At 75.2% G+C, this 23640-nt stretch carries 12 protein-coding genes; 8 read left to right on the forward strand and 4 right to left on the reverse strand.

The annotated features are described in order from the left end of the window. Positions 1 to 102 precede the first annotated feature (102 nt). The 4 genes from ABZ642_RS25815 (at position 103) to ABZ642_RS25830 (ending at position 11842) form a co-directional block, all read left to right on the forward strand. Entirely contained in the window at positions 103 to 1608 is a 1506-nt protein-coding gene (locus ABZ642_RS25815) for an MFS transporter (protein ID WP_360488557.1), read from the forward strand. A gap of 13 nt (positions 1609 to 1621) precedes the next feature. Next, the gene (locus ABZ642_RS25820; protein WP_360488560.1) at positions 1622 to 5197 is read left to right on the forward strand and encodes an AMP-binding protein; all 3576 of its coding nucleotides are present in this window, start codon (positions 1622 to 1624) and stop codon (positions 5195 to 5197) included. Further along, positions 5194 to 8751, forward strand: a complete 3558-nt coding sequence (locus ABZ642_RS25825) for an amino acid adenylation domain-containing protein (RefSeq protein ID WP_360488563.1) — start codon at positions 5194 to 5196, stop codon at positions 8749 to 8751. The genes ABZ642_RS25820 and ABZ642_RS25825 overlap by 4 nt, the downstream gene beginning before the upstream one ends. 67 nt (positions 8752 to 8818) lie before the next feature. Beyond that, on the forward strand, positions 8819 to 11842 hold the full coding sequence (locus tag ABZ642_RS25830; RefSeq protein WP_360488565.1) for a lantibiotic dehydratase: 3024 nt from the start codon (positions 8819 to 8821) through the stop codon (positions 11840 to 11842). On the opposite strand, the gene ABZ642_RS25835 is transcribed toward ABZ642_RS25830, so the two are convergent. The 3 genes from ABZ642_RS25835 to ABZ642_RS25845 all read right to left on the reverse strand — a co-directional run bounded on the left by ABZ642_RS25835 (position 11817) and on the right by ABZ642_RS25845 (position 15370). Next, entirely contained in the window at positions 11817 to 12290 is a 474-nt protein-coding gene (locus ABZ642_RS25835; RefSeq protein WP_360488568.1) for a hypothetical protein, read from the reverse strand. The genes ABZ642_RS25830 and ABZ642_RS25835 overlap by 26 nt on opposite strands. Before the next feature lie 380 nt (positions 12291 to 12670). Then, on the reverse strand, positions 12671 to 13705 hold the full coding sequence (locus ABZ642_RS25840; protein WP_360488571.1) for a helix-turn-helix transcriptional regulator: 1035 nt from the start codon (positions 13703 to 13705) through the stop codon (positions 12671 to 12673). Positions 13706 to 14923: 1218 nt separating this feature from the next. Next, positions 14924 to 15370 carry a nuclear transport factor 2 family protein gene (locus ABZ642_RS25845; protein ID WP_360488574.1) on the reverse strand — a complete coding sequence of 149 codons (447 nt, stop codon included), beginning with the start codon at positions 15368 to 15370 and terminating at the stop codon, positions 14924 to 14926. Positions 15371 to 15752: 382 nt separating this feature from the next. Between ABZ642_RS25845 and ABZ642_RS25850 the strand changes: the two genes are divergently transcribed. From ABZ642_RS25850 to ABZ642_RS25865, 4 genes are all read left to right on the forward strand, one after another. Continuing rightward, on the forward strand, positions 15753 to 18821 hold the full coding sequence (locus ABZ642_RS25850; RefSeq protein ID WP_360488577.1) for a BTAD domain-containing putative transcriptional regulator: 3069 nt from the start codon (positions 15753 to 15755) through the stop codon (positions 18819 to 18821). Positions 18822 to 18884: 63 nt separating this feature from the next. Further along, positions 18885 to 20978 carry an ATP-binding protein gene (locus ABZ642_RS25855; RefSeq protein WP_360488580.1) on the forward strand — a complete coding sequence of 698 codons (2094 nt, stop codon included), beginning with the start codon at positions 18885 to 18887 and terminating at the stop codon, positions 20976 to 20978. Positions 20979 to 21112: 134 nt separating this feature from the next. Beyond that, positions 21113 to 21289, forward strand: coding sequence for a hypothetical protein (locus tag ABZ642_RS25860; RefSeq protein WP_360488583.1), 177 nt, complete (start codon positions 21113 to 21115; stop codon positions 21287 to 21289). 200 nt (positions 21290 to 21489) lie between these two features. Then, positions 21490 to 22797: an AAA family ATPase gene (locus ABZ642_RS25865; RefSeq protein ID WP_360488586.1), complete on the forward strand. Its 1308-nt coding sequence runs from the start codon at positions 21490 to 21492 to the stop codon at positions 22795 to 22797. A 10-nt stretch (positions 22798 to 22807) separates the two neighbouring features. Here ABZ642_RS25865 and ABZ642_RS25870 read toward each other — a convergent pair whose 3' ends face one another. Next, on the reverse strand, positions 22808 to 23557 hold the full coding sequence (locus ABZ642_RS25870; RefSeq protein ID WP_360488589.1) for a class I SAM-dependent methyltransferase: 750 nt from the start codon (positions 23555 to 23557) through the stop codon (positions 22808 to 22810). Positions 23558 to 23640 lie beyond the last annotated feature (83 nt).

Consider the following 23640-nt stretch of genomic DNA (forward strand, 5'->3'; position numbering starts at 1 on the left):
GTCGCACCGGCCGGTTCCGGGCGGTCCGCCGCCCGGTCCGTCGACCGTCCCGCCCGCCCGACGCCTCCGTGCTAGCGTCCTTCCATGCCTTATTAGGTCCGCATGCCCCAGCTGCCGCCCTCCGGCTCCTTCCGCGTCGGCCCGGTGTACCTGTACACCTGCCTGACCGAACTCCTCCCGCTGTACGCCGTCTACGCCCTGCTGATGACCTCGCACGGGGTCTCCACGGGAGAACTGTCGGTTCTCTTCGCGGTGTGGACGGTGACCACCTTCGTCTGCGAGGTGCCCTCCGGGGCCCTGGCCGACCGCTTCCCCCGCCACCGTGTCCTGGCCGCCGCGGCCCTCGCGCAGTGCACCGGGTTCGCCCTGTGGACCGCGCTGCCCTCGCTCGGTTCGTTCGCGGCGGGCTTCGTCCTGTGGGGTGCGGGCACCGCCCTCACCTCCGGGACGCTCCAGTCCCTGCTCTACGACGGACTCGCCGCCGAGGGCAGGGCCGACCGGTACGCACACGTCAGCAGCCGGGTGGCCGTCGTCCAGGCGTGCGCGGTGGGGGGCCGGTGGGGGGGCCCCCCCCCCCCGGGGGGCGGGCCCGGCGGCCCCCCCCCCCCCGGCGGGGGGGGGGCGGGCGCCGGGGGGGGGGGGGGGGCGCCCCGGCCCCCCCCCCCCACCCCGCTGGTCCTGCTCGGCGGCTACCCGGCCGCCGGCTGGGTGTCCGTACTGCTCACGCTGCTGGCCGTCCCCACCGCCCTCGCCCTCGGCCGCCCGGCCCGCACCCCCGGCGCGTCCGCCGGACCGGCGCCGGACCCGCGGGGATACCTGGCCGTGCTGCGCGCCGGACTGGCCGAGGTCCGCGGCGCCCCACGGGTGCGCTCCGCAGTGCTGCTCGCCGCGGTCCTGACCGGCCTCGGCGTGGTGGACGAGTACCTCCCGGTGCTGGCCCGCGAGGCGGGCACGCCCACCGCCGCCGTGCCGCTGCTCCTGCTGCTGCCCTGGGCGGCGATGGCGGCGGGCGGCTTCGCGGGCGGCCGCATGGCCGGCGCCGGCGACCGCCTGCTGGCCGTCCTGCTCGGCGCGGGCGGCGCGGCCCTGGCCGCCGGAGCGCTCACCGGCCGGCCGGCCGGGTTCCTCGGCATCGCCGCGTTCTACTGGGTGCTGCGACTGGCCCAGATCGTCGCCGACGCCCGGCTCCAGCACGCCATCTCCGGCCCGGCCCGGGCGACGGTCACCTCGATCGCCGGCCTCGGCTCCCAGGCCGTCGCCCTCGCCGTCTTCCTGCTCCTCGGCGTCGCGTCCCGCTGGGCCTCCGCCGCCGAGCTGGTCGCCCTCACCGCCGTACCCGTGGCCGTGCTGGCCCTCCGCCTTGCCCTGCGACCGGCCGCCGCGCACGACGCCCCGGATCCCGGACTCACGGACGACAGTCCACCTGCGCACGACCCCGCCGCGACCACCGACAACCCGCCCCGGGGCCCCACCTCGACCATCGACGCCCCACCCCCGGTCCCCGACCGGTCCGACCCAGCGGCCCCGAGTCCCGACCGGTCCGGATCTCCCGCCGGTACCCCGGGCCCGCGCCCCGCGCGGGTCGATGCCGTCGAACGACACCCATGAAGGAGAGCGACGCATGACAACGAACACGGCCACCGCCGTCGTGGAGAGTCTGGCCGACGACGTCAGGCAGGCCCTCGGTCTCGCCCCGGGGGAGTCACTCGACGTCCCGTTCGCGGCCCTGGGCGGCAGTTCCCTGGACGCCGCGCAGGTCACCGTGCGGATGCGCCGCACCCACGGACTGGCCCTCGGCGCCCACGAACTGCTCAACGCCGCCAGCGTGCGGCGGCTCCTGGACGACGTCGCCGCCCGCCCCCGCACCGACCCGGCCGACCGCGCCGCGGACCCCGCGCCGGCCGACCGCGCGCCCCTGACCTGGCAGCAGCGCGTGATCTGGTACCAGTCCCTCCTCGACCCGGACTCCTCCCGCTACGTCTTCCACGCCCTGTTCCACTTCGCCGAGGCGCCCCGCCCCGCCGCCCTGCGCGTCCGGCTCGGCCGGCTGCTGCACCGTCACCCGGTGCTGCGGACCCGGCTGTTGTTCGACGACGGCGAGCCCTGGCAGGCGGTGCCCGCCGCCGACGTCACCGACGCCGAGATCGACCTGAGCGTCGTGGACCTGCCCGAGCCGACCGCCTCCCCGGAGGAACTCGTCCGTCTCAGCGGCGCCGACCGCGCCTTCGACCTGAGGACCGGACCGCTGCTGCGCTGGGTGCTGGTACGTCTGCCGGACGGCCGCGCCGTGCTGGTGCACACCGAGCACCACCTCATCCACGACGGCAAGTCCTTCGTCGCCCTGCTCGGCAGCCTCGACGACGACACCGCCGAACCGGATCCGGATCCGCGCTACTTCGCCTACGCGGCCGCCCAGACCCCCGCCGATCCCGGCGAGGTCCGCGAGGTCGCCGAACGGGCCGCGCAGGCCGCCGGCCGGATCCTGGACGCCGGGACCCCCGCGAGTGGCCGGGACACCTTCCTGCGGCTGCCCGTGCCCCCCGCCCTGCTGCGCGAGGTCAGGGAGGGCGCCCGGCGGGCGTCGGTGTCCCTGTTCACCGCCCTGTTCACGGCCTTCTCGCAGGCGCTCACCCAGTACGAGGGTGTCGGCGCCGCCGTCCTCGGCAGTGCCGTGGAGAACCGGCCGCCCGGCCACGAGGACACCGTCGGGATGTTCGTCTCCACCGTCCCCGTGGTCGTGGAACGGCGGCCCGGGGAACTGCCCGAGGCCACCCTGCGCCGCACCCGGGGCGCCCTGCGCGAGGCGATGGACCGCTCCGCCGTACCCCTCTCCGACGTCGTCCAGGCCGTCGGCGGCACCGACGGGCGCGGTGACAGCGCCGTGGTGCGCGCCGCGTTCAGCATGCACCAGCAGGTCGAGCGCGAGGTCGAGCTGGCCGGCGCCACCGCACGCGTCCAGCTCGGCGTGTTCAACGGGGCCGCCAAGTTCCCCGTGAACGTCGTCGCCGTCACGTCCGGGACCGGCGACGACACCCGCGTCGAGCTGCTGATGGAGGCCCAGGACGGCGCGGTCGGCCAGGACGACCTGTGGGCGCTGTGGACCGGGACGCTGGAATGGCTGCGCACCTGGGTCCAGTTGCTGCCCGAGCCGCGGACCGCGCCGGCCACCGCGCTGGTGGCGAAGGTGACCGCGCGGGCCGCCGCCGAGCCGGAGGCGGTGGCCCTCGACGACGGCGCCCGGCAGGTGACGTACGGACGGCTCGCGGCCTGGGGCGAGGCGGCCCGGCGGCTGCCGACCCGGCCGGGCGGGGTGGTCGGCATCCTGGGGACGGCCACACCCGACTTCTTCGCCTGCGCCTACGCGGTACTGCACGCGGGCGGCACCTATGTGCCCTTGGAGGCCGGGCAGCCCGCCGAACGGCTCGCCTCCATGGTCGCCCAGGCCCGCTGCACCACCGTCGTCCGCCTGCCCGGCGTCCCCGACGACCTGGCCGCCGCCCTCGACGGGCCCGACGGCGCGCCGCGCCTGCTGGACTGGACCGGGCTGGCCGCCGAGTGGGACGCCGGCCCCGCGGCCGCCCCGGAGACCGCGCCCGACGGGGACAGCGCCGCCCCCGCCTACATCATGTTCACCTCCGGAAGCACCGGCGAGCCCAAGGGCGTCATGGTGCCCCGGGCGGCCCTGGACCGGCTCGCCGCGTGGGCGGTGCGCGAACTGCGGCTCGGCCCGGACACCGTGGTAGGACAGCTCGCCAACGCCGCCTTCGACGCCTCCGCCTTCGAGGTGTGGTCCGGCCTGTACGCCGGTGCCCGGATCCGGTTCGCGCCGACCGGACTCCGCGCCGACCCGCAGCGCCTGGCGGGCTGGTTCGCCGAGGCGGGTGTCGAGTACGCCTTCGTCGCCACGCCGATCGCCGAACTCCTCGCCCGGGTGCCGAAGCCGGCGGGCAGCCGGCTGGACCGCATCTCCACCGGCGGTGACCGGCTGCACGCCCTTCCCGAGGACGTGCCGTTCGAGGTGCTGAACATGTACGGCCCGACCGAGACGACCGTGGTCGCCACGGCCGGCTGGGTCGACCCCGGCGGCGCCGCACTGCCCCCGATCGGCCGCCCGCTGCCCTACGGCTACGCACGCGTGGTCACCGCCGACGGCGCCCTCGCCGTGCCCGGCGAGCAGGGCGAACTGTGGGTCGGCGGCGACGGGGTGGCCACCGGCTACGCGGGCGCGCCCCGCCAGACCGCGGCCCGCTTCGTCGCCGACCCCTACGCCGAGGACGGCGCGGTCGTGTACCGCACCGGCGACGTCGTCCACCTCGACAGTGGTGGCCGGCTGCACTACTCGGGGCGCCGGGACCGGCAGTTCAAGCTGGCCGGGGTGCGCTTCGAACTCGGCGAGATCGAGGCCGTCGCGCTGCGCCGGCCCGGTGTCGAGCAGGCCGTGGCGCTGACCGTGGGCTCGCCCGCCGGTTCCCGGCTGCACCTGTTCGTCTCCCTCGCCGCGGGCACCCCCGCCGACGCGACGGACGAGGCGGTCCGCGCGGCCCTCCCCGCGCAGCTGCGCCATCTGACGATCCACCACCCGGACACCCTGCCGTACAACTCCAGCGGCAAGGTCGACCAGCGCCGACTGACGGAACTCGCGGAGCGGGGACGGCCCACGGCGGGCGCCGTGCCTGAGCGGACGGTGTCCGAGCGGACGGTGTCCGAGCCGGCGGTGTTTGATTCGGCCTTGTCCGAGCGGACCGTGCCCGAGCCGGCGGTGTTCGAGCCGGCCGCGTCCGCGCTGACGGTGCCCGAGCCGGCGGTGTTTGATTCGGCCGTGTCCGAGTGGACCGCGCCCGAGCGGACGGTGTCCGAGCCGGCCGTGGCCGCGCCGGCGGTGTTCGAGCCGGCCGGGCGGACGGTGCCCGCGTCCGGGGCGACGGGGCCCGCGTCCGGGGCGACGGTGGCCGCGGCGCTCGCGGTGGCCGCACCCGTCCCGACGGCAGCCGTGCCCACCGCGCCCCCGTCGACGGCGCCCGTGTCCGCCATGACGGCCGATTCCGCCGGGGCGGAGCCCGTCGGGGGCGGGAGCGCGGCCCTCGAAACGCTGTGGCCCGCGCTCGTCCCGCTGTCCCGGCGGGAGCGTCTGGACCTCGCCCACCGACTGATCGGCTCCGTGCTCGGCGGCACGGCGGCCGGTGAGGAGACCCGATGAACTCCGCCCCGCAACCGGCGCCGACGCCGGCGGCGACACCGCACCAGGCGGCCCAGCTGATCGCCTCGCTCCTGTCCGAGCGGCACCGGGTCGGCACCCTGCCCGTCCGGATCCCGCTGGACGGCGACGGGGGAGCGGACGGCGTGGTGAGCCTGGCCGAGGCGCAACGGGCCTGGACCGCCCTGCTGCGCTCGGCGACGGCCCTGCGCGTCCGTTTCCACGACACCCCCGACCTGCTCCTGCAGGAGCTGCGCGGGTACGACGACCTGCCCGAGGCGACCACCCGGGTCACCCTGGGCGAGGACGACCCGGACGCGGACGGCCTCGCGCCGTTCGGGCCCGTGCTGCTGACGGCCCGTCTCGACCTGCGCGGCAGCGGCCCGGTGCTCGCGCTGCGCGTACACCACGCGCTCGTCGACGAGCACTCCGTGCTGCTGCTCGGCCGGGCCCTGCGGCATTTCCTGACCCACCCCGACGCCGTCCCCGAGGACGACGATGACCGCTACCGGCGGGCCCAGGAGGCGCTCCTGGCGGCGTCCCGGCGGCCACTTCCGCCGCTTGCGGAAGAAGCCTCCCCGCCGCCCGGTGCCGAGGGGACCAGGCCGTCCCGGCCGTCCGGCGCCGAACCGGCCGGAGCCCTGCTGAGCCGCCCCGCCGCGGATCCCTCGGCGCGTGCCCACCACGCCGTGCGGCTCGCCCCGGAGACGGTCGCGGCGCTGCGGCTGGCCGCCCGGCGGGCCCGTGCCTCCGCCGTCTCCGTGGCGCACGCCGCCGTGCTGGCCGCACTGCACCGGCTGGCGCCGGACCGGACCCCCGTCGTCGGCGTGCCGATGACGCTCCGCGACCTGCGGGCCGTCGGCTTCGATGCCATCGGCCTCTACCTCAACGTCGTGCCCACCACGATCCCCTGTGCCTCGACGGACACCTTCCGCGAACTCGTCGACCGGGTCCGCGCCGAGTCATTGGCCCTGCACGGACGCAAGTTCGCCGCCGTCGGCGACCTCGCCGCGGCCGGCGGCGCCACCCGCCCCGGGCGGCCGGGCACCCGCGCCTACGCCGACCTGGTGCTCGCCTTCCGTGACGGCGCCCTGCCGCCCGGGACCGACGAGCGCGGCACGGCCGCCCGGCGGTCGGCGGAACCCGGCGCCCCGCTGAACGTGGAGGTGGTACTCGGCCCCGACGACGGGCTGATCCTCTTCGACTGGCGCAGCGGGCTCGTCCCCTGGCCGCCCGCACCCCAGCTCGCGTCGGCCGTCGTGAGCGCGCTGACCGAGCTGCCCGCCGAACCGGACCGGCGGGTCGGGGAGTTCGCCCTGCTGGACGCCGACCGCACCGCCGAGGTGCGACGGCACCTCGGCGGCCGTCCGGCGACCGCCGGCGCACCGGCGCCCTCCGTCGTCGAACTCGTCGAGCGGGCGGCGGCGCACACCCCGGACGCCCCGGCGCTCAGCGACGCAGACCGCACCTGGACGTATGCCGAACTGTCGACCGCCGTGCGCCGGACGCGTGCCGCGCTGCGGTCCCGGAGGCTGCCGCGCGGGTCGCGGGTCGCGGTCGCCTGCGGCCACGACTCCTGGCAGGTGGCCACGGCGCTGGCGATCTGGCAGGAGGGCCTGTGCTACGTACCGGTGGACCCCGGGGGCCCGGCGGAACGCAATCGCTTCGTGCTCGCCGACTCCGGCGCCGCGGTGACGGTGTGCGGCGCCGGCACGTCCGGTGCCCCCTTCCTCGCCGGGACACCCGCCCCGGACGTCCTCACGACCGACGCCCTGCCCCCGGACCCGGCCGGGAGCGCGGCGCTCCCCGGCGGCCGCCCCGATCCGGACGAACCCGCCTACGTGATGTACACCTCGGGCACCACCGGCCGCCCCAAGGGCGTGGTGGTCACCCAGCACAACCTGGCCGGGTTCCTGCAGGCGATGACCCTGGCCCTGCCGGGCGCCACGGAGGGGGACTGGCTGGCCGAGACCTCGCCGTCCTTCGACATCTCGTTCGTGGAGATGTTCTGGCCGCTGACCCACGGCAGGCACGTCCAGCTGCGCTCGGCCGACGTCCGTGAGACGCCCGCCGACCGGCTGCCGTACGAGCACCGCCAGTGCACCCCCTCCCGGGCCGGACAGCTGCTCACCGCACGGGAGCTGGGCCACCCGCTGGGGCGGTGGGACATCGCCCCGCGCTACTGGCTGCTGGGCGGCGAACGGCTGCCCGGCGCGCTCCTGGAACGGCTGCGCGCGGCCTACCCGGACACCGTGTTCGTGAACATGTACGGCCCCACCGAGGCCACGGTCTGGGCGACCTACCACGTGGTCCGCGGTGACGAGGGGAACGACGTGCCGCTCGGCCGGCCGCTGCCCAACAGCGGGGTGCTGGTGACGGACGCGCACGGAGCCGACGTGCCCGAGGGCGTCCTCGGTGAACTCCTCGTCATCGGCGACTCGGTGGCGTCCGGCTATCTGAACCGTCCCGAGACCACCCGGGAGCGGTTCACCGCCGTACCGTCGGCCGACGGGGCGCGTGCCTACCGGACCGGGGACCTGGTGTGCTCGGGCCCGGACGGGCGCCTGTACTTCCGGGGCCGTGCCGACGACCAGGTGAAGATCCGCGGTCACCGCGTCGAACCGGGCGAACTGGAACAGCGGTTGCTCAGCCTGCCGGGGACGGGGATCCGCGAGGCCGTCGCGGTGGTGCTGGACGCGGGCGATCCCGAGACGGTACGGCTGGCCGCCGCCGTCACGGTGGCCGACCCCGCGTCCTTCGACCCGGCGGCGGTACGACGCCTGCTCGTGGCCGAGCTCCCCGAGGCGATGCTGCCCGCCGAACTCGTGGTGCTGCCCGCCCTCCCCCGCCTGACCAGCGGCAAGACGGACCGACAGGCCGTACAGGCCACGTGCGAGAAAGCCGCGACCCACGCCCGCACCCCCGGCGACGCCTCCCACGGCGGCGTGTCCGACGGCCGCTCGCACGGCGGGGCGTCCGGCGGTGGCTCCCACGGCGCGGTATCCGGCGGTGGCTCCCACAGTAGGGCGTCCGACGGCCGCTCCCATGGCGCGGTATTCGGCGGCGGCTCCCACGGTGGGGCGTCCGGCGGCGGCATCCGTGCCGGGGGATCCGACGGCCGCTCCCACGGTGGGGCGTCCGGCAGCGGCCCCCGTGCCGGGGGATCCGAGGAGGACGCCCGTGTCGGGGCGTCCGACGGGGGGCTGCGGGCCGGCACCCCCGACGGTGACGTCGGCGGCGGGGCGTCCGCCGGCGGTGCGGTAAGCGGTGTGTCCGGCGGGGACCCCGGCGCCGGGGAGTCCTCCCTCGGCGCGGGCGGCCGACGGGCGGATGCCGCGCTGAGCGCGGTGCTCGCCGCGGCCGAGAAGATCTTTCATCGGCCGGTCGCTCCGGAGGAGAACTTCTTCGATCTGGGCGGCAACTCCCTCACCGCGCTGCGGCTGACCGCTCTCACCCGGGCCGAGGGCTTCCACCTGGAGGTCGAGGACGTCTTCGACCTGCCCGACCTGCGCGCGCTCGCCGATCAGGCCACGCCCCGCCCCTGCGGCCACGGCTGACCGGTCCGGGCGGCGCCCCGCACCGCGCCGCCCGGGCTCCTTCCCCCGACCCGAGAGGAACCCCCCCGTGTCCCACGACGTCACCGTGATCCACGCCGGTGAGCCCTGGCCCGAGCACTGGTCCGTCTCCCTCTACCTGTGCGGCCCCACGCCCCGGGACCCCGCACGGGAGTCCTGGCGTCCGCGCGCCGAACGCCTGCTGCGCGAACGGTGGACCGGCGACGGCCGCCTCGCCGTGTTCCTGCCCGAGGCACCCGACGGGCAGCCCGAACCCCCGTACCCGCGGCAGGTCGCCTGGGAGGAGGAGGCGATGCACGCGGCCGACGCCATCCTCTTCTACGTCCCGCGTGACCTCGCCACCCTGCCCGGCCTGGTCACCAACGTGAAGTGGGGCGCCTGGCACGACTGCGGGCGCGCGGTGCTCGGCTCCCCGCCCGACGCCCAGCGCAACGAGTACCTGCTGCACTTCGCGGAGACGCTCGCCGTGCCGGTCGCCCACGACCTGCCCGGCGCGGTCACGGCGGCCCTCGCGCTGGCCGGCCCCGGCGACCGCCGCGAGGGCGCCGACCGGCACGTCCCGCTCGCCCTGTGGCGGTCGCCGGACTTCCGCCGCTGGCACGGCGAACTGGCCGGACGCGGCGACACCCTCGTCGGCGGGCGCCTGCTGTGGAGCCGGGGCAACCCGGTCACGCACTGGGTGTTCGAGGTCAGGCTGCGCTCGGCCGCCACCGGACAGGAGCGCACCGAGCTGGCGTCGCGGGCCGGAGAGCCCCCGCCGGCGCACCTGGCCCCGCTCGGCACGACCGGCTGGGCCGTGTGGCGGGACGTGATGCTGCGTGGCGCCGGTTTCCCCGCCGCCGACCTCACGGCCCTCGCCAGCCCCCGTCTCGCCGCCGCGGCCGACCTCGCCGCCACCGGCGACGCGACGGCCGTGGCCGACTACAAGCACGCCTACGACCTGGCCGTGGACGACCTGCGCGCGGCGGTACGGCGGACGGCCCAGGACCCCGCCTTCCGGGAGGCGGTGCTCTGGCAGAACCAGGCCGTGGCCCATCACCACCTGGACAAGGCGGCCGCGGGCGGACCGCGCAACGCGCAGGGCCGCCGCAACGAACTCGTCGTCGCCTCCTACCTCCAGCGCTACACCCTGAAGAACGACACCATCGGCTGGTTCGGGCCCGTCGGCTGGGCCCGCTGCACCGAGGGGACCGGCCCGCTGGCGGTACGTCCGGGCCCCGCGCTGACCGCCGAACGGCACACGTTCTTCGAGAACTGGGCCGTCGACGCGCTCGCCGGCACGGTGGCCCGGACGCCCGGCGTGCTGCCCTGGCTGGTGCCGCGCCCGGTCACCTCGCACGCCCGGCGCGGGCACACCCTGCTGCGCCCCCGGCGCCCGCCGAGGGAGCTCACCGACGGCGAACTGACCCTGCTGGAACTGTGCGACGGGAAGCGGACCACGGCCGAGGTGGCCGCCGCCGCGGCCGGTCCCGGCGGACCGGAGGCCGCGCTGCTGGCCCTGGTCCGCCTGCACGAGCAGGGCATCGTCCGCCTCGACCTCGTCGGACCCGTCGAGGCCCGCCCGGAGCGCACCCTGCGCCGCGCGCTGGCCCGGATCGGCGACCCCGCGGTGCGGGCCCGTGCCCTCGCCCCGCTGGACCGGCTGGAGCGGCTGCGGTCCGACGTGGCCACGGCGGCCGGTGACCCGGACCGCCTGGACACGGCCCTGACCGCGCTGCGCGGCGCGTTCGAGGAGATCACCGCCCGGGACGCGACCCGCAGGCCGGGCGCCGACTACGCGGGCCGCACCCTCGTCTACGAGGACACCGCCCGTGACGTCCGGGTCGACCTGGGCACCCCGCTGCTGTCCGAACTGGCCGCGCCCCTCGGGCTGCTCCTGGACAGCGCCGACTGGCTGGTACGGCGGGTCGCCGACGGCTACCGGCGCCTCTTCGACACCCTGTACGACCGCGAGACGCGGCGCACGGGCGAGCGAGGCGTCCCGCTGGCCTGGCTGGTGGCGCTGGCGGCCGACGGCCTGTCCACGGACCACCGCAGCCTGCCGGCACCGGTCGGCCAGGCCGTCGCGGAGTTCCAGGACCGCTGGCGGCGTGTGCTGCCGCTGCCCGACGCACCGCGCCACACGGTGGGCGCCGCCGAACTGGCCGCGGGCGTGGCCCGGGAGTTCCCGGCCGGACCGCTGCCCTGGGCCGCCGCGACGCATCACTGCCCCGACCTGATGATCGCGGCGGCCGGCCCCGGGGCGGTGGCCGAGGGCGCCTGGGAGGGGGTGCTCGGCGAATTGCACGTGGCCACCAACACCGTCGAGGGACGGGCCTTCGTCGACCGGCACCCGCACCCGGAACGGCTGCTGCGGGCGGCGGAGGTGGACCACGCGGGCCGCCGGGTGTACGCCGTACCGCCGAAGGACTCGCTGTTCGTCAGTTCGCGTCTGGCGCCGCCGTCGGCGCTGCTCTCCCCGACGTACCGCTACTGGTCGTGGGCGGAGGGGCAGGACGCCGCCGAGGTGCCCGGGACTCCGTTGCCGGCGGGCGGGCTGCGGGTGCACCGGGAGGCCGACGGGCTGGTGGTGCGGTCCGGCGACGGGACGCGCATCCCGCTCCTCGAAGCGGTCGGCGAGTTCCTGAGCGCGGCGGTGGCAAGTGCGTTCAGCCCGTTCGCGCGGGCCGCCCACCGGCCCCGGGTGACCGTCGGCCGGCTGGTGGTCGCACGCGAGTCCTGGTCCCGGCCGGCGTCCTCGCTCGTCTGGGCCCACGAGCCGGACGAGGCAACCCGGTTCGCCGCCGCCCTGCGATGGCGGGCCGAACTGGGGCTGCCGGAGCGGGTGTTCTACCGGGTGCCTCAGGAACTCAAGCCGATGGCGGCGGACTTCACCAGCCTGGCGCTGGTGAACCTCATGGCCAAGACGGTTCGCGCGGTGCCGGACGGACCGGACGCGGCCGTCACCCTGACGGAGATGCATCCGGGTCCCGGCCGGCTCTGGCTGCCGGACGCCGCCGACGCCCGCTACACCAGTGAGCTGCGGTTCGTCGCGACCCGGGGGCCCGTCACGCGGAGAGTGTTAGCTCCATGACCAGCGCCGGGGTGCGGACGGACAGCGCGCTGCTGAACCCGGCCGGGAGATAAAGGACTTCGCCCGCCCGGAGCCGGTGCCGCAGCCGGCCGACTCCGGCGGGCCAGCCCGGTCCGAGCGGCGCGAGCCGTGCCTCCACGGCTCCGCTCAGGGTGAGCAGGAAGGTGTCGGCCGAGACGTGTGTCTCCTCCTCGGCCTCCCCGGGCCGCACGGTGCGGTAGGCGGCGCGGGCCCCGCGGTCCACGAGCGTGCCCAGACGGTGCGCGACGGCGTCCGCGGGGTGCTGCTCCGCGCCGTCCTGTCCGTGGGCGGCTGCCAGAGCGGGTACGACGGAGGCCTCGCCGCGCGGCCACACGACGGCGGCGCTGCGGCCGCCGTGGGTGGTGAAGGTCCACACCATGTCGGTGAGGAAGGTCTCCAGGTCGGCCTGGAAGGCTGTTGCGTCCATGCACGTCTCCTCACGCGGTCCGGGGCGCGCGGAGGCACTGCGTGGGACCCCTCGGGGGCAGCGCTCCGCCGAGGCGGTGTGGGCCCGGATCCGGTGAGCGGGTGACACTCCGGGGAGATGTGACCGGAACCGTGGTGTGGGCGGACGGTGGGTCCGGGCCGTCCCTGTCGGCGCCGCCGGAGACGCACGGGCGGCGGCCGCGCGGACGGGAGGCCGGCGCCCCGGTCCGTGGGCTCCTGGGCGGGAGCGGTTCGGGGTGCCCTGACGGATCGGCGGCACGCGACGCGGGATCCGGCCGCGCCCCGCCTACCGGTGCCGTCGGGCCGGCGCGGGCACCCGCCACGAGCGTGACTTTGTCCTACCGGGCCGGGCCGCGCAAGTCACGATTCCCCGCCACTGCCCTCGTGCGGACGGCCCGTCAGCTGGGCTCTCGCGGCGAGGACCCCGGCCTGGAAGCGGCTCTCCGCGCCGAGGGCTTCCATGATGTCGGCGATGTGCCGGCGGGCCGTGCGCAGCGACATACCGAGGCGGCGGGCTATCGACTCGTCCTTCAGCCCGGCGGCGAGCAGGTCCACGATGGTCTGGTGGATCTCCTTCGCCACCCGCTCCAGTCCGTCCTGGGCGGCGTCGGAGAACGGGGTCGCCCGGATCCAGTACTGCTCGAAGATGTCGTGGAGATAGCCCACGACCGTCGGTTCGCGCACCGCGACCGCGCCCCAGCTACCGGTCCGGTCGGGCAGGAAGGCGAGGCTCTTGTCGTAGATGATCACCCGCCCGAACAGCTCGTGCGAGGTCCGGTACTCGGCCCCGAGCGCCGTGGCCGCCGCGACGTAGGCCTGGCTGGGGCCGTTGAAGCGGGCCGTGTGGTGGTAGAGGGTGCGCATGCGCACGTTCCGGGAGAGCAGGGCGTGGTCGCGGCCGAGGGCCTCCTCCATCGCCTCCGGAACCCGTCCGCTGCCGCCGGGCTGGCTGCTGACCACTTCCTCCTGGCACTCGGCCGACGCCCGGTTCAGGGCGGCCCTGACCTCCTCCAGCGTGGGGATCACCTCGACCGTGAAGTCGCGGTTGCCCGACCGGCCGGCGAAGAAGTGGTCACGCAACCGGTCTATCTTGCCGTGCACCAGGTCGAGTTGTTCCTCCTGGCGACGGATCGTGGCCCGTAACGGCGCGGTCAGGGTGGCGGCCACCGCGTCCGGGTCCACGGCCATGACCTCGTCGGACGTGGCGCGAACGGTTCTGAGCAGACCGAGACCGGCCAGTCGCCGCAGGGCCGCGGCGGCCCTGCCGGGCGGGAGCCCGAGCTCGGCGGCCGCCTGTTCGGCCCGGCCGCTGCCCCCGTCGACAATCCATCCGTAGACGAGGATGTCGTCCTCCTCGATGGACGGGGAGCCTTGTGACGCATTCTGCTCGCTCATTCGCTCAGTATTTGCACAGTCGGTGAAGAACCCGGAGGCGATTCGGCATGGTTTTCTCCAACGTTACGTGACCTTCCCCACACGACTCTATGCGCGTAGAGGCGTCGTTGTCGCGTGAGGTCTCCGGTCGGCGGGCCCACCCGGTGTGGATCTTCCGGTTCGCGGCGTCCGGCGCGCCGCTGCCGACCGTGCCGCCCGACGGGGCGAACACGGGTGCCTGGAAAGGGAGTTGAATATGACGCGGCCGACGGCGTGCGGGGTCCGAGGCGGGGCCCCTCGGTCTGCTTCGACCGGGCTTTTCCGACGGCATCCGCCCGCCGTGAGACGTGAGCCCGACAGCTCCCTGCGGGGAGGCATGCCCGACGCATATGACAAGCACCTGGGAGTCGTTCCCGTGAACACCCCTTCCGGGTGACCGAGTTGACCGCAATGAAGGTGCGGGCTGTCGGGGACAATGATCCCGAGGTGTCACGCCTGCTGAGCGCACCCCGGATTTCCCGGTCGGTGATCCTCCCTCTTCGGCCGGTGGCTTCCGGAGAAATCCCTTTCCCGGGGAGATGCCCGGGGCGGCGCATTCGGGACTCCCCCATCGGCCGACATCGCTTTCCCGGTTGAATTTCGGAAGGATCTCCTTTCGCCGACGGGGAGTTGGCGCCGACTCCGGGTCCTGTCACCGCTCTCACCTGCCGCTTCCGCACGGTCCTGGGCGGGCGTCATCGCGTTCCTGCGGGGTCCCTTATTCACGGCGTGTGGCGCGATCGCGTGACTGTCTTTTGGCCGGATCCGCGACCACACTGGGGAATTGGGAGGACCGCGGGCCGAGACCGCCCGCGGCCACAGCGGAAAATGGGACGCACGAAGGGGTGCAGTATGGGGAGTCCGTCGCCGGACGATGCGGACGGCGAACTCCTCCACGGCCCGCCCCTGGTCGCGGCCCGAACCCGAGTCCGGTACCTCGGAGGTTCCGTTCCACGGGCTTTCCGAGCCGTCGTCGACGTTCCCGGCGCACTCGCACCGGCCGACGCCTCCGCGCCGGGACGCGGGCGTCCGGCGATGGTTCCGCAAGACGCTCCTGAAGTCCGCGGAAACCACGCGGATCACCTACTCGGCGGGGAATTCGACTTCGGGTCGCGGGCGGTGCCCGGGACGGAACCACGACGACGTCGCGCCCACGCCGACCCCGACGCCGGCGTCACCGGGTGCATGGCGACCAACCGCTCACCGCGCGTCGGACGTCTCCGGGTACGGCGCCGGCCCGCCGGGCGGCGGAGCGTAGTAGTAGCGGCGGCACCCGCGGACCAGGGTCTGCCCGGACAGGGTGAACACGTCCGCGAAGTCCACACCGTGCGACACCCGTTCCCCGGGGCCCGGTGTCTGGCGCAGCACCCGGCCGAGCACCACCACCCGCCCCTCCTCGGCGATCACGGTGTCCAGTTCATGCCGCCTGAGCAGCGTCGCCTGCGCGGCGTGCGCACTGAGCACCGCGTCGCGGCCCCGGTGCGGCGGAGCACCGGGATGGTCGAGCGTCACGTCCTGCTCCGTCAGGGAGGCGTATCCGTCGATGTCCCCGATGTCCAAGTAGTGGTAGGTGAGCATCACATGCTTCACACCGGCCGCCGTCACCGTCGAACCGGCAGGGGGCATAGGGAAGTTGTCGCTGTTCATGACTGGATGACCGACCTCTCGCTCTCGGTGGACGGGCGCGGCGGCGCCGACGGCTCCCACCGGGCGATCGTCCGGCGGGCCGCTAACCCGCCGCTATCACCGCGGTATCCCGCCCGTGCGACACCGCGGTATCCCGCTCGCGCGGCCTGGTCACCCGTTGCTCTGATGCTGGTCATCACTGGCCAGTCGGGCGGCCGGTGTGGCGCCGAGCGGCGGCCCGGGGGCACCCCGGCACGTCACGTCGCAGCCGTGGTCCGGGCCGTGCCGCACCCGCAGGTCACCGCTGTTCAGCTAATGCTCAGCCCGCTGGGCAGCTGTGTTTGGGCCGTAGACTTGGCGGTCAGGCGCGCTGTGGCCTGCTGTGTCTGATGGGGAGGCGTTCATGGCCGGAGTGCACCTCGCGTCGCGTGATCGGGCAGTGGGATTCACCTTTCAAGTGCTGGGCGAGCTGAAGGTGTTCAGCGACCGGCGCGCCGTGCCGGTCACCGCGGGCAGACAGCAGGTGGTCCTCGCCGCGCTGCTCCTGGAGAGCGGACGACTCCAGAACCGCGACCACCTCATCCGGCTGCTGTGGGCCGATGACCCGCCCGAGACCGCCCGCACCCAGGTGCAGATCTGCGTGTCGCGGATGCGCAAGACCCTGGCCGCCGCCGCCGTCGAGGCCACCATCGAGACCCGTCCCTCCGGTTATGTCCTGCAGATCGACGACTCCGCGCTCGACCTGAACGTCTTCCGGCGGACGGTCGCCGAGGCCGCCGGGCTCGGCGACCAGGGGCGGACCGCCGAGGCCGCCGCCCTGCTGCGCGCCGCGGTCGGCCTGTGGCGCGGCCCCTGCCTGAACGGCATCCCCAGCGAGGCGCTCGCCCGGGTCGCCGAGCACATCGACGAGGAACGCCTCGCGGCCACCGAGTCGTTCGTGGAGCTGGAGCTCACGCTGGGCCGCCATCACCAACTAACGGCGGAAATAGCCAGGTTGGTCGGCGAGAACCCGTTACGGGAGCGCTTCCGCGGCCAGTTGATGCTCGCCCTGCACCGGTCCGGCCGCCAGGCCGAGGCACTGGAGATCTACCGGCAGGGCCGCACCCTGCTCATGGACGAACTGGGCCTCCTGCCGGGCGAGGACCTGCGCCGGCTGGAGCAGGCCATCCTCACCGAGGACGTGTCCCTGCGCCTGGAGCGCACAACCGGCGCCGCCCTCGGCGCCGCCGACCAGCCGCCCCTCCCGGCCGCCGCCGGCGCGGAAGGGGATGAGGCCCTCGACGAGGACGGCCGCGGCGCGGCCGGGCGTACCGCCGTCCCCCGCCAACTCCCTGTGGACACCGCTGACTTCGTCGGCCACCAGCACCTCGTCGTCGAGGCTGAGGACGTCCTCACGAACAGCGCGCCCGACCGGGCCACCGGCATCGTCGTCGTCGCCGGCCGCTCCGGCATCGGCAAGAGCACCTTCGCCGCCCGCGTCGCGCACCGCCTCGCCGAGTCCCACTTCCCCGACGGGCAGCTCTACTGCCAGCTGCGCGCCGGCCGGGCGGATCCGGTGGACCCCCGCGAGGTCCTCGGCCGCTTCCTGCGCGCGCTGGGCCTGCCCGGGCCCGCCATCCCGGACTCCCTGGAGGAGCGGGGCGAGATCTACCGCAGCATGCTCGCCGCCCGGCGGATCCTGGTCGTCCTGGACGACGCCGCCAGCGAGGAGCAGGTCTTCCCGCTGCTGCCCGGCGGCCGCTCCTGCGGGGTACTCGTCACCAGCCGGGCACGGCTGACCGCGTTGCCCGGCGCCCATCGGGTGACGCTGGACATCCTCGACGAGCAGGGGTCACTGGAACTCATCGGCAACGTCATCGGCACCCAGCGCGTACGCGGCGAACCGGAGGCCGCCAGGACGCTCGCCGCCGCCGTGGGCGGGCTGCCGCTCGCCCTGCGCATCGTCGCCGCCCGGCTGGCGGCCCGCCCGCACTGGCCGCTCGCCCTGATGGTGCAGCGCCTCGCCGACGAACGCCGCCGCCTCGACGAACTCACCCACGGCGAGATGACCGTCCGCGCCAGCCTCTCCCTCACCTACGACGGACTGGCCGACACCGACCGCAAGCTGCTGCGCCTGCTCAGCCTGACCAAGGGGTCCACGTTCCCCAGCTGGATCGGCGGCGCCCTCCTCGACGCGCCGCACGCCGAGCCGTACCCGTCCGACCTCATGGAACCCCTGGTCGACGTGCAGATGCTCGACGTCGCCGGCGTCGACGCCACCGGGGAACTGCGCTACGGCTTCCACGACATCATCCGGCTGTTCGCCCGGGACCGGCTGGCCGCCGAGTCGGACGAGACCGAACGGCGGGCCGCGATCCGCCGGGTGGGCGGTGCCTGGCTCGCCCTGGTCGGCGAGGCCCAGCAGCGTGTCCTCGGCACCCACTACATCACCGGGTCGGCCGCCCACTGGAACCCGCCCGCCGGCCATGTCCGGACCATCCTCGCCCGGCCCCTGGAATGGCTCGACACCGAACGCGAGAATCTCAGCCTGACCGTGGAGAGCCTCGCCCAGGAGGGCGAGGACGAGTACGCCTGGGAACTCGCCGTCAACCTCGCCCCGTTCTACGAGGCCCGCGGCTACCTCGACCACTGGGCCCGTACCCACCGCAAGGCGCTGACCGCCGTGCGCCGCAGCGGCAACCGGCTCGGCCAGGCCGCCCTGCTGGCCTCGCTGGGATCGCTGCACCTCAACCGCCGCAACCTGCCCGAGGCCCGCCGGGCGCTGACGGCCGCCGTCGGACTCTTCGACGCCCTGGGGCACACCAAGGGCCTCGGCCTGTGCCGCCGCGACCTCGGCCTGCTGGAACGGCTCGCGGGCCGCGACGCCGCCGCGATGCGGTTCTTCGAGGAGGCCGACCGGGACTTCGTCCGCAGCGGCGACCCCTGGGCCCGCGCCTCCGTCCTCGTCCAGCGCGCGGTCATCCTGCTGCGCCGCGGCGACGTCAGCCGGGTGGAGGCCGAACTCGACGAGGCCCTGGAGGTCTGGCGCGACCTCGGCTACCTCGGCGGACAGGCCCGGGTGCTCCAGCGCGCGGGCCAGCTCCACCTGCACCGCGGGCAGTTCGACGACGCCCGCAAGGTGCTGTCCGAATGCCTCACCATGGTCCGGGACGACGGAGACGTGATCGGCGAGGGGTACATCCTGCACGACCTCGGCCGGGTCCACGCCCGCCTGGGCGAACCCACCGAGGCCGCCTCGTACTTCGCGCGGGCGCTGTCCGTCCGCGAGGACATCCTCGACCAGGCGGGCGCCGCCTCCGTCCGCGTCGACCTCGCCGACCTGTCCCTGCGCGCCGACGACACGGCGAAGGCCGACGCGCTGCTCGCCGACGCCCTGGAGGTGTTCGGCCGGCTCGGCATGGTCGAGGAACAGGAACGCGCCGCCCGTCTGCTCGCGCGGGTGCCCGCCGACGGCACCGCCGGGGGCCGGTGACGCCGACGCCGCAGCCGTGCACGTGCCGAGGAGCGGACACCGACCAGAGGTACCAGTCCCGACATGAACTCGCACCGAGCCCCGGCGAGCCGGCGGCAGGACCCCGTCCGCGACCGTCAGGAGAGGTTCCTGCGCGGCTTCGTCGGCCGGGAGGACGAACTGGCCCGGTTCCGCGCCGCGTTGGACCAACCGTCGGACACGGTCGCCGTACTGGCCCTGCACGGGCCCGGGGGCATCGGCAAGACCCAGCTGCTGCGCAGGTTCGCCGTGGAGGCCCGGCGGCGCGGGCGGGAGGTCGTCGAGGTGGACGCGACACTCACCGAACCCACCGAGGAGGGCTTCGCCGCCGCAGCGGACGTGCCCGGCACCGGGCGGCCGGTGCTCCTCGTGGACGGCGCCGACCGGCTCGGCCGGCTGGAGGGCTGGTTCCGGGACCACTACCTCGCGGACCTGCCGCCGGGCTCCCTCGTCGTACTCGCCGGCCGCGAGCCGCCCGGCCCGCGCTGGCGCACCGACCCGGCCTGGGACAACACCCTCCGCGTCGGACGCCTGGACGGCCTGTCCCGGGCCGAGTCGGCGCGGCTCCTCCAGAACACCGCACCCGGCCGGACCACCTCCCGCACCGCCCGCCTCGCCTTCGCCGCCGGCCACCCTCTCGCCCTGCGGCTCGCCGCCCAGGACCGGGACGGCCCGCCCGACGACGACTGGCGGCCCGCGCCCGAAGCCGTCGCGGAACTCCTGGACCGGGTGGTGGGCCCGGTCCCCTCGGCGCCGCACCGGCAGGCCCTGGAGATCTGCGCACACGTCCCCGACACCACCGAGGACCTGCTGCGGGTCTTCCTGCCGGACCAGGCGCCCGAGATCTTCGACTGGCTGCGCCGTCGGCCCTACGCCACCAGCGGGCCGGCCGGACTGCGGCTGCTGCCCGCGGTCGCGGAGGCCCTGGACCACGACCTCGGCTGGCGCGCGCCCGAGGCCTATCTGTCCCTGCACAAGGCCGTGCGCGCCCACCTCCAGACCCTGATCCGCACCCGCCCCGAACCCGTCTCCCTGGGCGCCGCCGCGGCCTTCAACCACCTCCAGACCCGAGGCCGGCGCTTCCCCGGCCTCGGCCGCGGCGAGCGTGCCGACCCGGTCCACGAGACCCCCTGCGACGCCGAGGACCTCCCCGCCGTACGGGACCTCGCGCACGCACGGCTCGGCGCGGACGGCGTCGCGGCCGTCGACTTCTGGCTGCACCGCCGGCCGCGCGGCTTCCGCCTCTACCGCAACGCCCGCAGCGGCGAAGTCGTCGGCGTACTGGGCCTGTTGAACTTCGACCGGTGGGACGCCGTGGAGACCGCGATCGACCCCGTGCTCGCCGTCGTGCGCGAGCACGTCGAGGCGCACCGGGAACTGCGCCCGGGGCAACGGGTGAACCTGGTCCGCTTCACGCTGCTGCGCAGGCGCCCGCGCGACCTCGTGGGCGCCCGGACCGCCATGCTGGCCCGCATCACCCGGGAACTGCACGTCCAGGACCGGCTCGCCTGGACCTTCCACACGCGGGCCGGCGACGACCACTCCGACCGCCTGCTGGAGTACGCGGACTTCCGCCGCCTGCCGAGCGGGCCACAGCTCGCCGAACACGGAGCCACGCTCTTCGGACACGACTGGGGGACCACGGGAATGACTGAATGGTGCGACCTGCTCGACGACCGGATGTTCTTCGGGCTGCGCACACCCGGCATCACCGGCCTGCCACGGACCACCGTCCTGTCCCGGGCGGCCTTCGACCGGGCGGTCCACGACGCCCTGCGCGTCTGGCACCAGCGGGAGCGGCTGGCCGCCAGCCCGCTGCTGCACGCCGCGTTCGTCGCCCGGCGTTCCGGCGACCCGGAGGAGAACCTGCGCCGGCTCGTCGTACGGGCGATCGAGTCCATCGACCAGGACCCCAAGGCGAAGGGAGAGCGGGCGGCCGTCTGGGCGACGTACGTCAAGGGCGGCAGCACCCAGCAGGCGGTGGCCCGGGAGCTCGCGCTGTCCTTCAGCACCTACCGCCGCTATCTGAAACGCGGCCTGGAACGGGTGTGCTGGCATCTGTGGGAGCAGGAGGTGACGTATGCCGCGCAGGCCGCCGTACCGTCCTTCACGGCCGCTCCGGGCACCTCGGCCTGGTAGCCGAGACGCGTCGAACACGCAGGTCAGCGCCGCTATCCAGAGGGGATAGCGGCATCAAAGTGGCGTGATTACAGCGACTCCTAACTTTCCTTCCAGAAGCCCGGCAAGGGCTGAGGGAGAGGAAGGAAACCACCATGAACAGCACTGCCACCGCACCGGTCGTGAAGCCCGTGAAGGCCGCCGTCGTCGTCATCGCCGCGGTCGCCGCCCTCATGGGCGCGATGGCCGCCGAGGCCGCGACGCACCCGCAGCAGGTGCCCACCGTGCAGGCCGAGGACGGCGCCACGGACAACACGAACCCCTGGAGCTGACGACGCGCCGGCCGGGGCCGGGCGCCGACGCGGCCGGGCCGACGGCCCGTCGCAGGTGCCCCGCCCGGCCGCGTCGGCGCCCGGCATCCACCGGCGGCGCCCAGGAACGACACCGGGGAACGGCACCGGGCGGCCCACTCGGACGGCGTCCTGCCCACCGGTTCCAGCAACACCTCGGAACGGCCCGACCGGAGTAAGTCATGATCGACATCCGAACCCAGCCGGACCTCGCCCTCCTGCTGAGGGACCACCGCCGGCGCGCCGGACTCACCCAGCAGCACCTGGCGGACCTCACCACCGTGAGCGTGCGCGCCATCCGCAACCTCGAGCAGGGCAAGGTCCTCTCGCCCCGGCTGGACACGGTCCGGCTGCTGGCGGACGGACTGCGGCTCGGCGCCACCCAGCGCGAGGCGCTGCTGGACGCCGCACGGCGCCGCCCGGACACCGACGGCCACCTCCCGGCGGAGGGCGACGGCACCGTGACGCCCTGGCTCGTCCAGGCTCCGCTGATCGGCCGCGACACCGAGACGGCCGCCCTCACCGACCTGTTGAGGCAGCCGGGCGGACGGCTGGTGACCGTGGTCGGCATAGGAGGGGTCGGCAAGTCGCATCTGGCCGCCGAGGCCGTGCGCCGCGCCGCCGCCGACGGCACCCAGGTCCTGTGGCGGGCCCGCGGCGACGACATCCCCGCCGGCGAACTCGCCCACCGCGCGCCCGGGGAGCGGACCGTGCTGGTGCTGGACGACGCCGACCTCGCGGGCGGCGGCAGCGCCCAGCTGGTCGCCCTGATGCGCGCCCACCCGCGGCTGCGGATCCTGCTCACCGCGTGCGGGCCCTGCGGCGTCCCCGGCGAGCAGATCCTGCGGCTGGCCCCGCTGCCGGTGCCCGAACCCGGCGCCGAGGCGGACCCGGCCCGGCTGGCCGAGGTGCCGTCCGTACGGCTGCTGTGCGCACACATCCGGGCCGGCAACCCCCTTTTCCGGCTGGACGACAGCGACGCCGCGGTCGTCGCCGAGCTGTGCCGGCGTCTCGACGGACTGCCCAGGGCCCTGGAGTTCGCCGGCCGCTGGACCCTCGTACGGTCCCTGCCGGAGCTGCTGGCCGAGGTGGAGCGCAGTCCGTTCGGCCTGACCGCCCCGCCGATGACCGCGGACACCTCGCGCGACCTCGTGGTCCGGCTGCGCCGCACCCTGGGCCGGCTCAGCCCGGCCGGCGTGTCCTTCCTCGCCGCCCTGGCCCGCGACCACCGCAGCTGGTCGGTCGCCGAGGCGGCGACGGCCGTCGGGACGTCCGGGGCCGACGCCGCCGTCATCCTCTTCACCCTGGTGACGTACGGCCTGGTCCGGCCGGAACGCCTCGGCGGCGACGAGCCCCGCTTCTCGGTGCTCAACCACGTCCGGCACCTGTACGCCGAGACGCGCCGCGACCACCGGCGGTGGAGCGCGACCATGATGCACCGGATCGGCCCGGAGGACCGCGGCCGGAGGGTGGCGGTCGGCGAGGGCTGACGGCCACCGGCTAGGCCAGCGTGAGCACCACACCGTAGTCCGGGCCGTGCCGTTCGGTCTCGGTCACCCGCCAGCCGGTGCCCTCGGTCAGTGACTCCAGCTCCGGCAGCGACGTGAACAGGTAGTCGAACCAGTCCGTCACCAGCAGCCGGTGCCGCAGCCGCAGCCGCATCTGGCCGCTCAGCCGTCCTCGCCGCCGGTTCGCGGCGAGGTATTCGGCGTGCTGGGCGCCGTCGAGCAGGTAGGGATCCATCCCCGTTCCGACGATCCGGGCCCCGGGCCGGGCCAGCCGGGCCAGCGTGCTCAGCAGCCGCGGGCCGCGCGCCCGGCTCTCCAGGAGGCCGAGGTTCCGGCCCAGCAGCAGGAACGTGTCGAACCGTGCGCCCTCCGGCAGGTCGTCGACCGTGCCCAGGAAGGTCTCCGTGATCCCGCGGCGCCGGCACACCTCGAGCGCGTCGGCCGACACGTCGAGGCCCACCACCTCACCGCCGCGGTCCTGGAAGGGGACCGCGAACCGGCCGGCCCCCACTCCCACGTCCAGGACGCGTCCCCGGAACCTGTCGAGGGCCCAGCGGTCCAGCTCGGGCCAGGCGTCCGGCCCCGTGAAGAACCCCACGGCGTCGTAGGCGCTGATGTATCCGTCGTCGCGTTCGCAGATCTCGTGGTAGGTGCCTCGCGGCAGTCCCGCGGTGTGGCAGTCGAGCAGAAGCTGTCCCCACGCGTCGGCCGTGCGGGGCGTGAGCGGCTGGGTCGTCGTCATCCGTCGAGTCCTGTTCCGGGCCTGCGCCCTGGTCCTGGTGGTCGGTGCGCCGGGCGGGGGTGCCGGCGGACGCGGGTCCGCCG

This window comes from Streptomyces sp. NPDC007157, assembly GCF_040634235.1.
Taxonomy (GTDB): domain Bacteria; phylum Actinomycetota; class Actinomycetes; order Streptomycetales; family Streptomycetaceae; genus Streptomyces.

Bases quoted from the DNA above. Each gene is read 5' to 3' on its own strand.
- ABZ642_RS25815 (WP_360488557.1), top strand. From the start codon at position 103: ATGCCCCAGCTGCCGCCCTCCGGCTCCTTCCGCGTCGGCCCGGTGTAC.
- ABZ642_RS25820 (WP_360488560.1), top strand. From the start codon at position 1,622: ATGACAACGAACACGGCCACCGCCGTCGTGGAGAGTCTGGCCGACGAC.
- ABZ642_RS25825 (WP_360488563.1), top strand. From the start codon at position 5,194: ATGAACTCCGCCCCGCAACCGGCGCCGACGCCGGCGGCGACACCGCAC.
- ABZ642_RS25835 (WP_360488568.1), bottom strand. From the start codon at position 12,290: ATGGACGCAACAGCCTTCCAGGCCGACCTGGAGACCTTCCTCACCGAC.
- ABZ642_RS25840 (WP_360488571.1), bottom strand. From the start codon at position 13,705: ATGAGCGAGCAGAATGCGTCACAAGGCTCCCCGTCCATCGAGGAGGAC.
- ABZ642_RS25845 (WP_360488574.1), bottom strand. From the start codon at position 15,370: ATGAACAGCGACAACTTCCCTATGCCCCCTGCCGGTTCGACGGTGACG.
- ABZ642_RS25850 (WP_360488577.1), top strand. From the start codon at position 15,753: ATGGCCGGAGTGCACCTCGCGTCGCGTGATCGGGCAGTGGGATTCACC.
- ABZ642_RS25855 (WP_360488580.1), top strand. From the start codon at position 18,885: ATGAACTCGCACCGAGCCCCGGCGAGCCGGCGGCAGGACCCCGTCCGC.
- ABZ642_RS25860 (WP_360488583.1), top strand. From the start codon at position 21,113: ATGAACAGCACTGCCACCGCACCGGTCGTGAAGCCCGTGAAGGCCGCC.
- ABZ642_RS25865 (WP_360488586.1), top strand. From the start codon at position 21,490: ATGATCGACATCCGAACCCAGCCGGACCTCGCCCTCCTGCTGAGGGAC.
- ABZ642_RS25870 (WP_360488589.1), bottom strand. From the start codon at position 23,557: ATGACGACGACCCAGCCGCTCACGCCCCGCACGGCCGACGCGTGGGGA.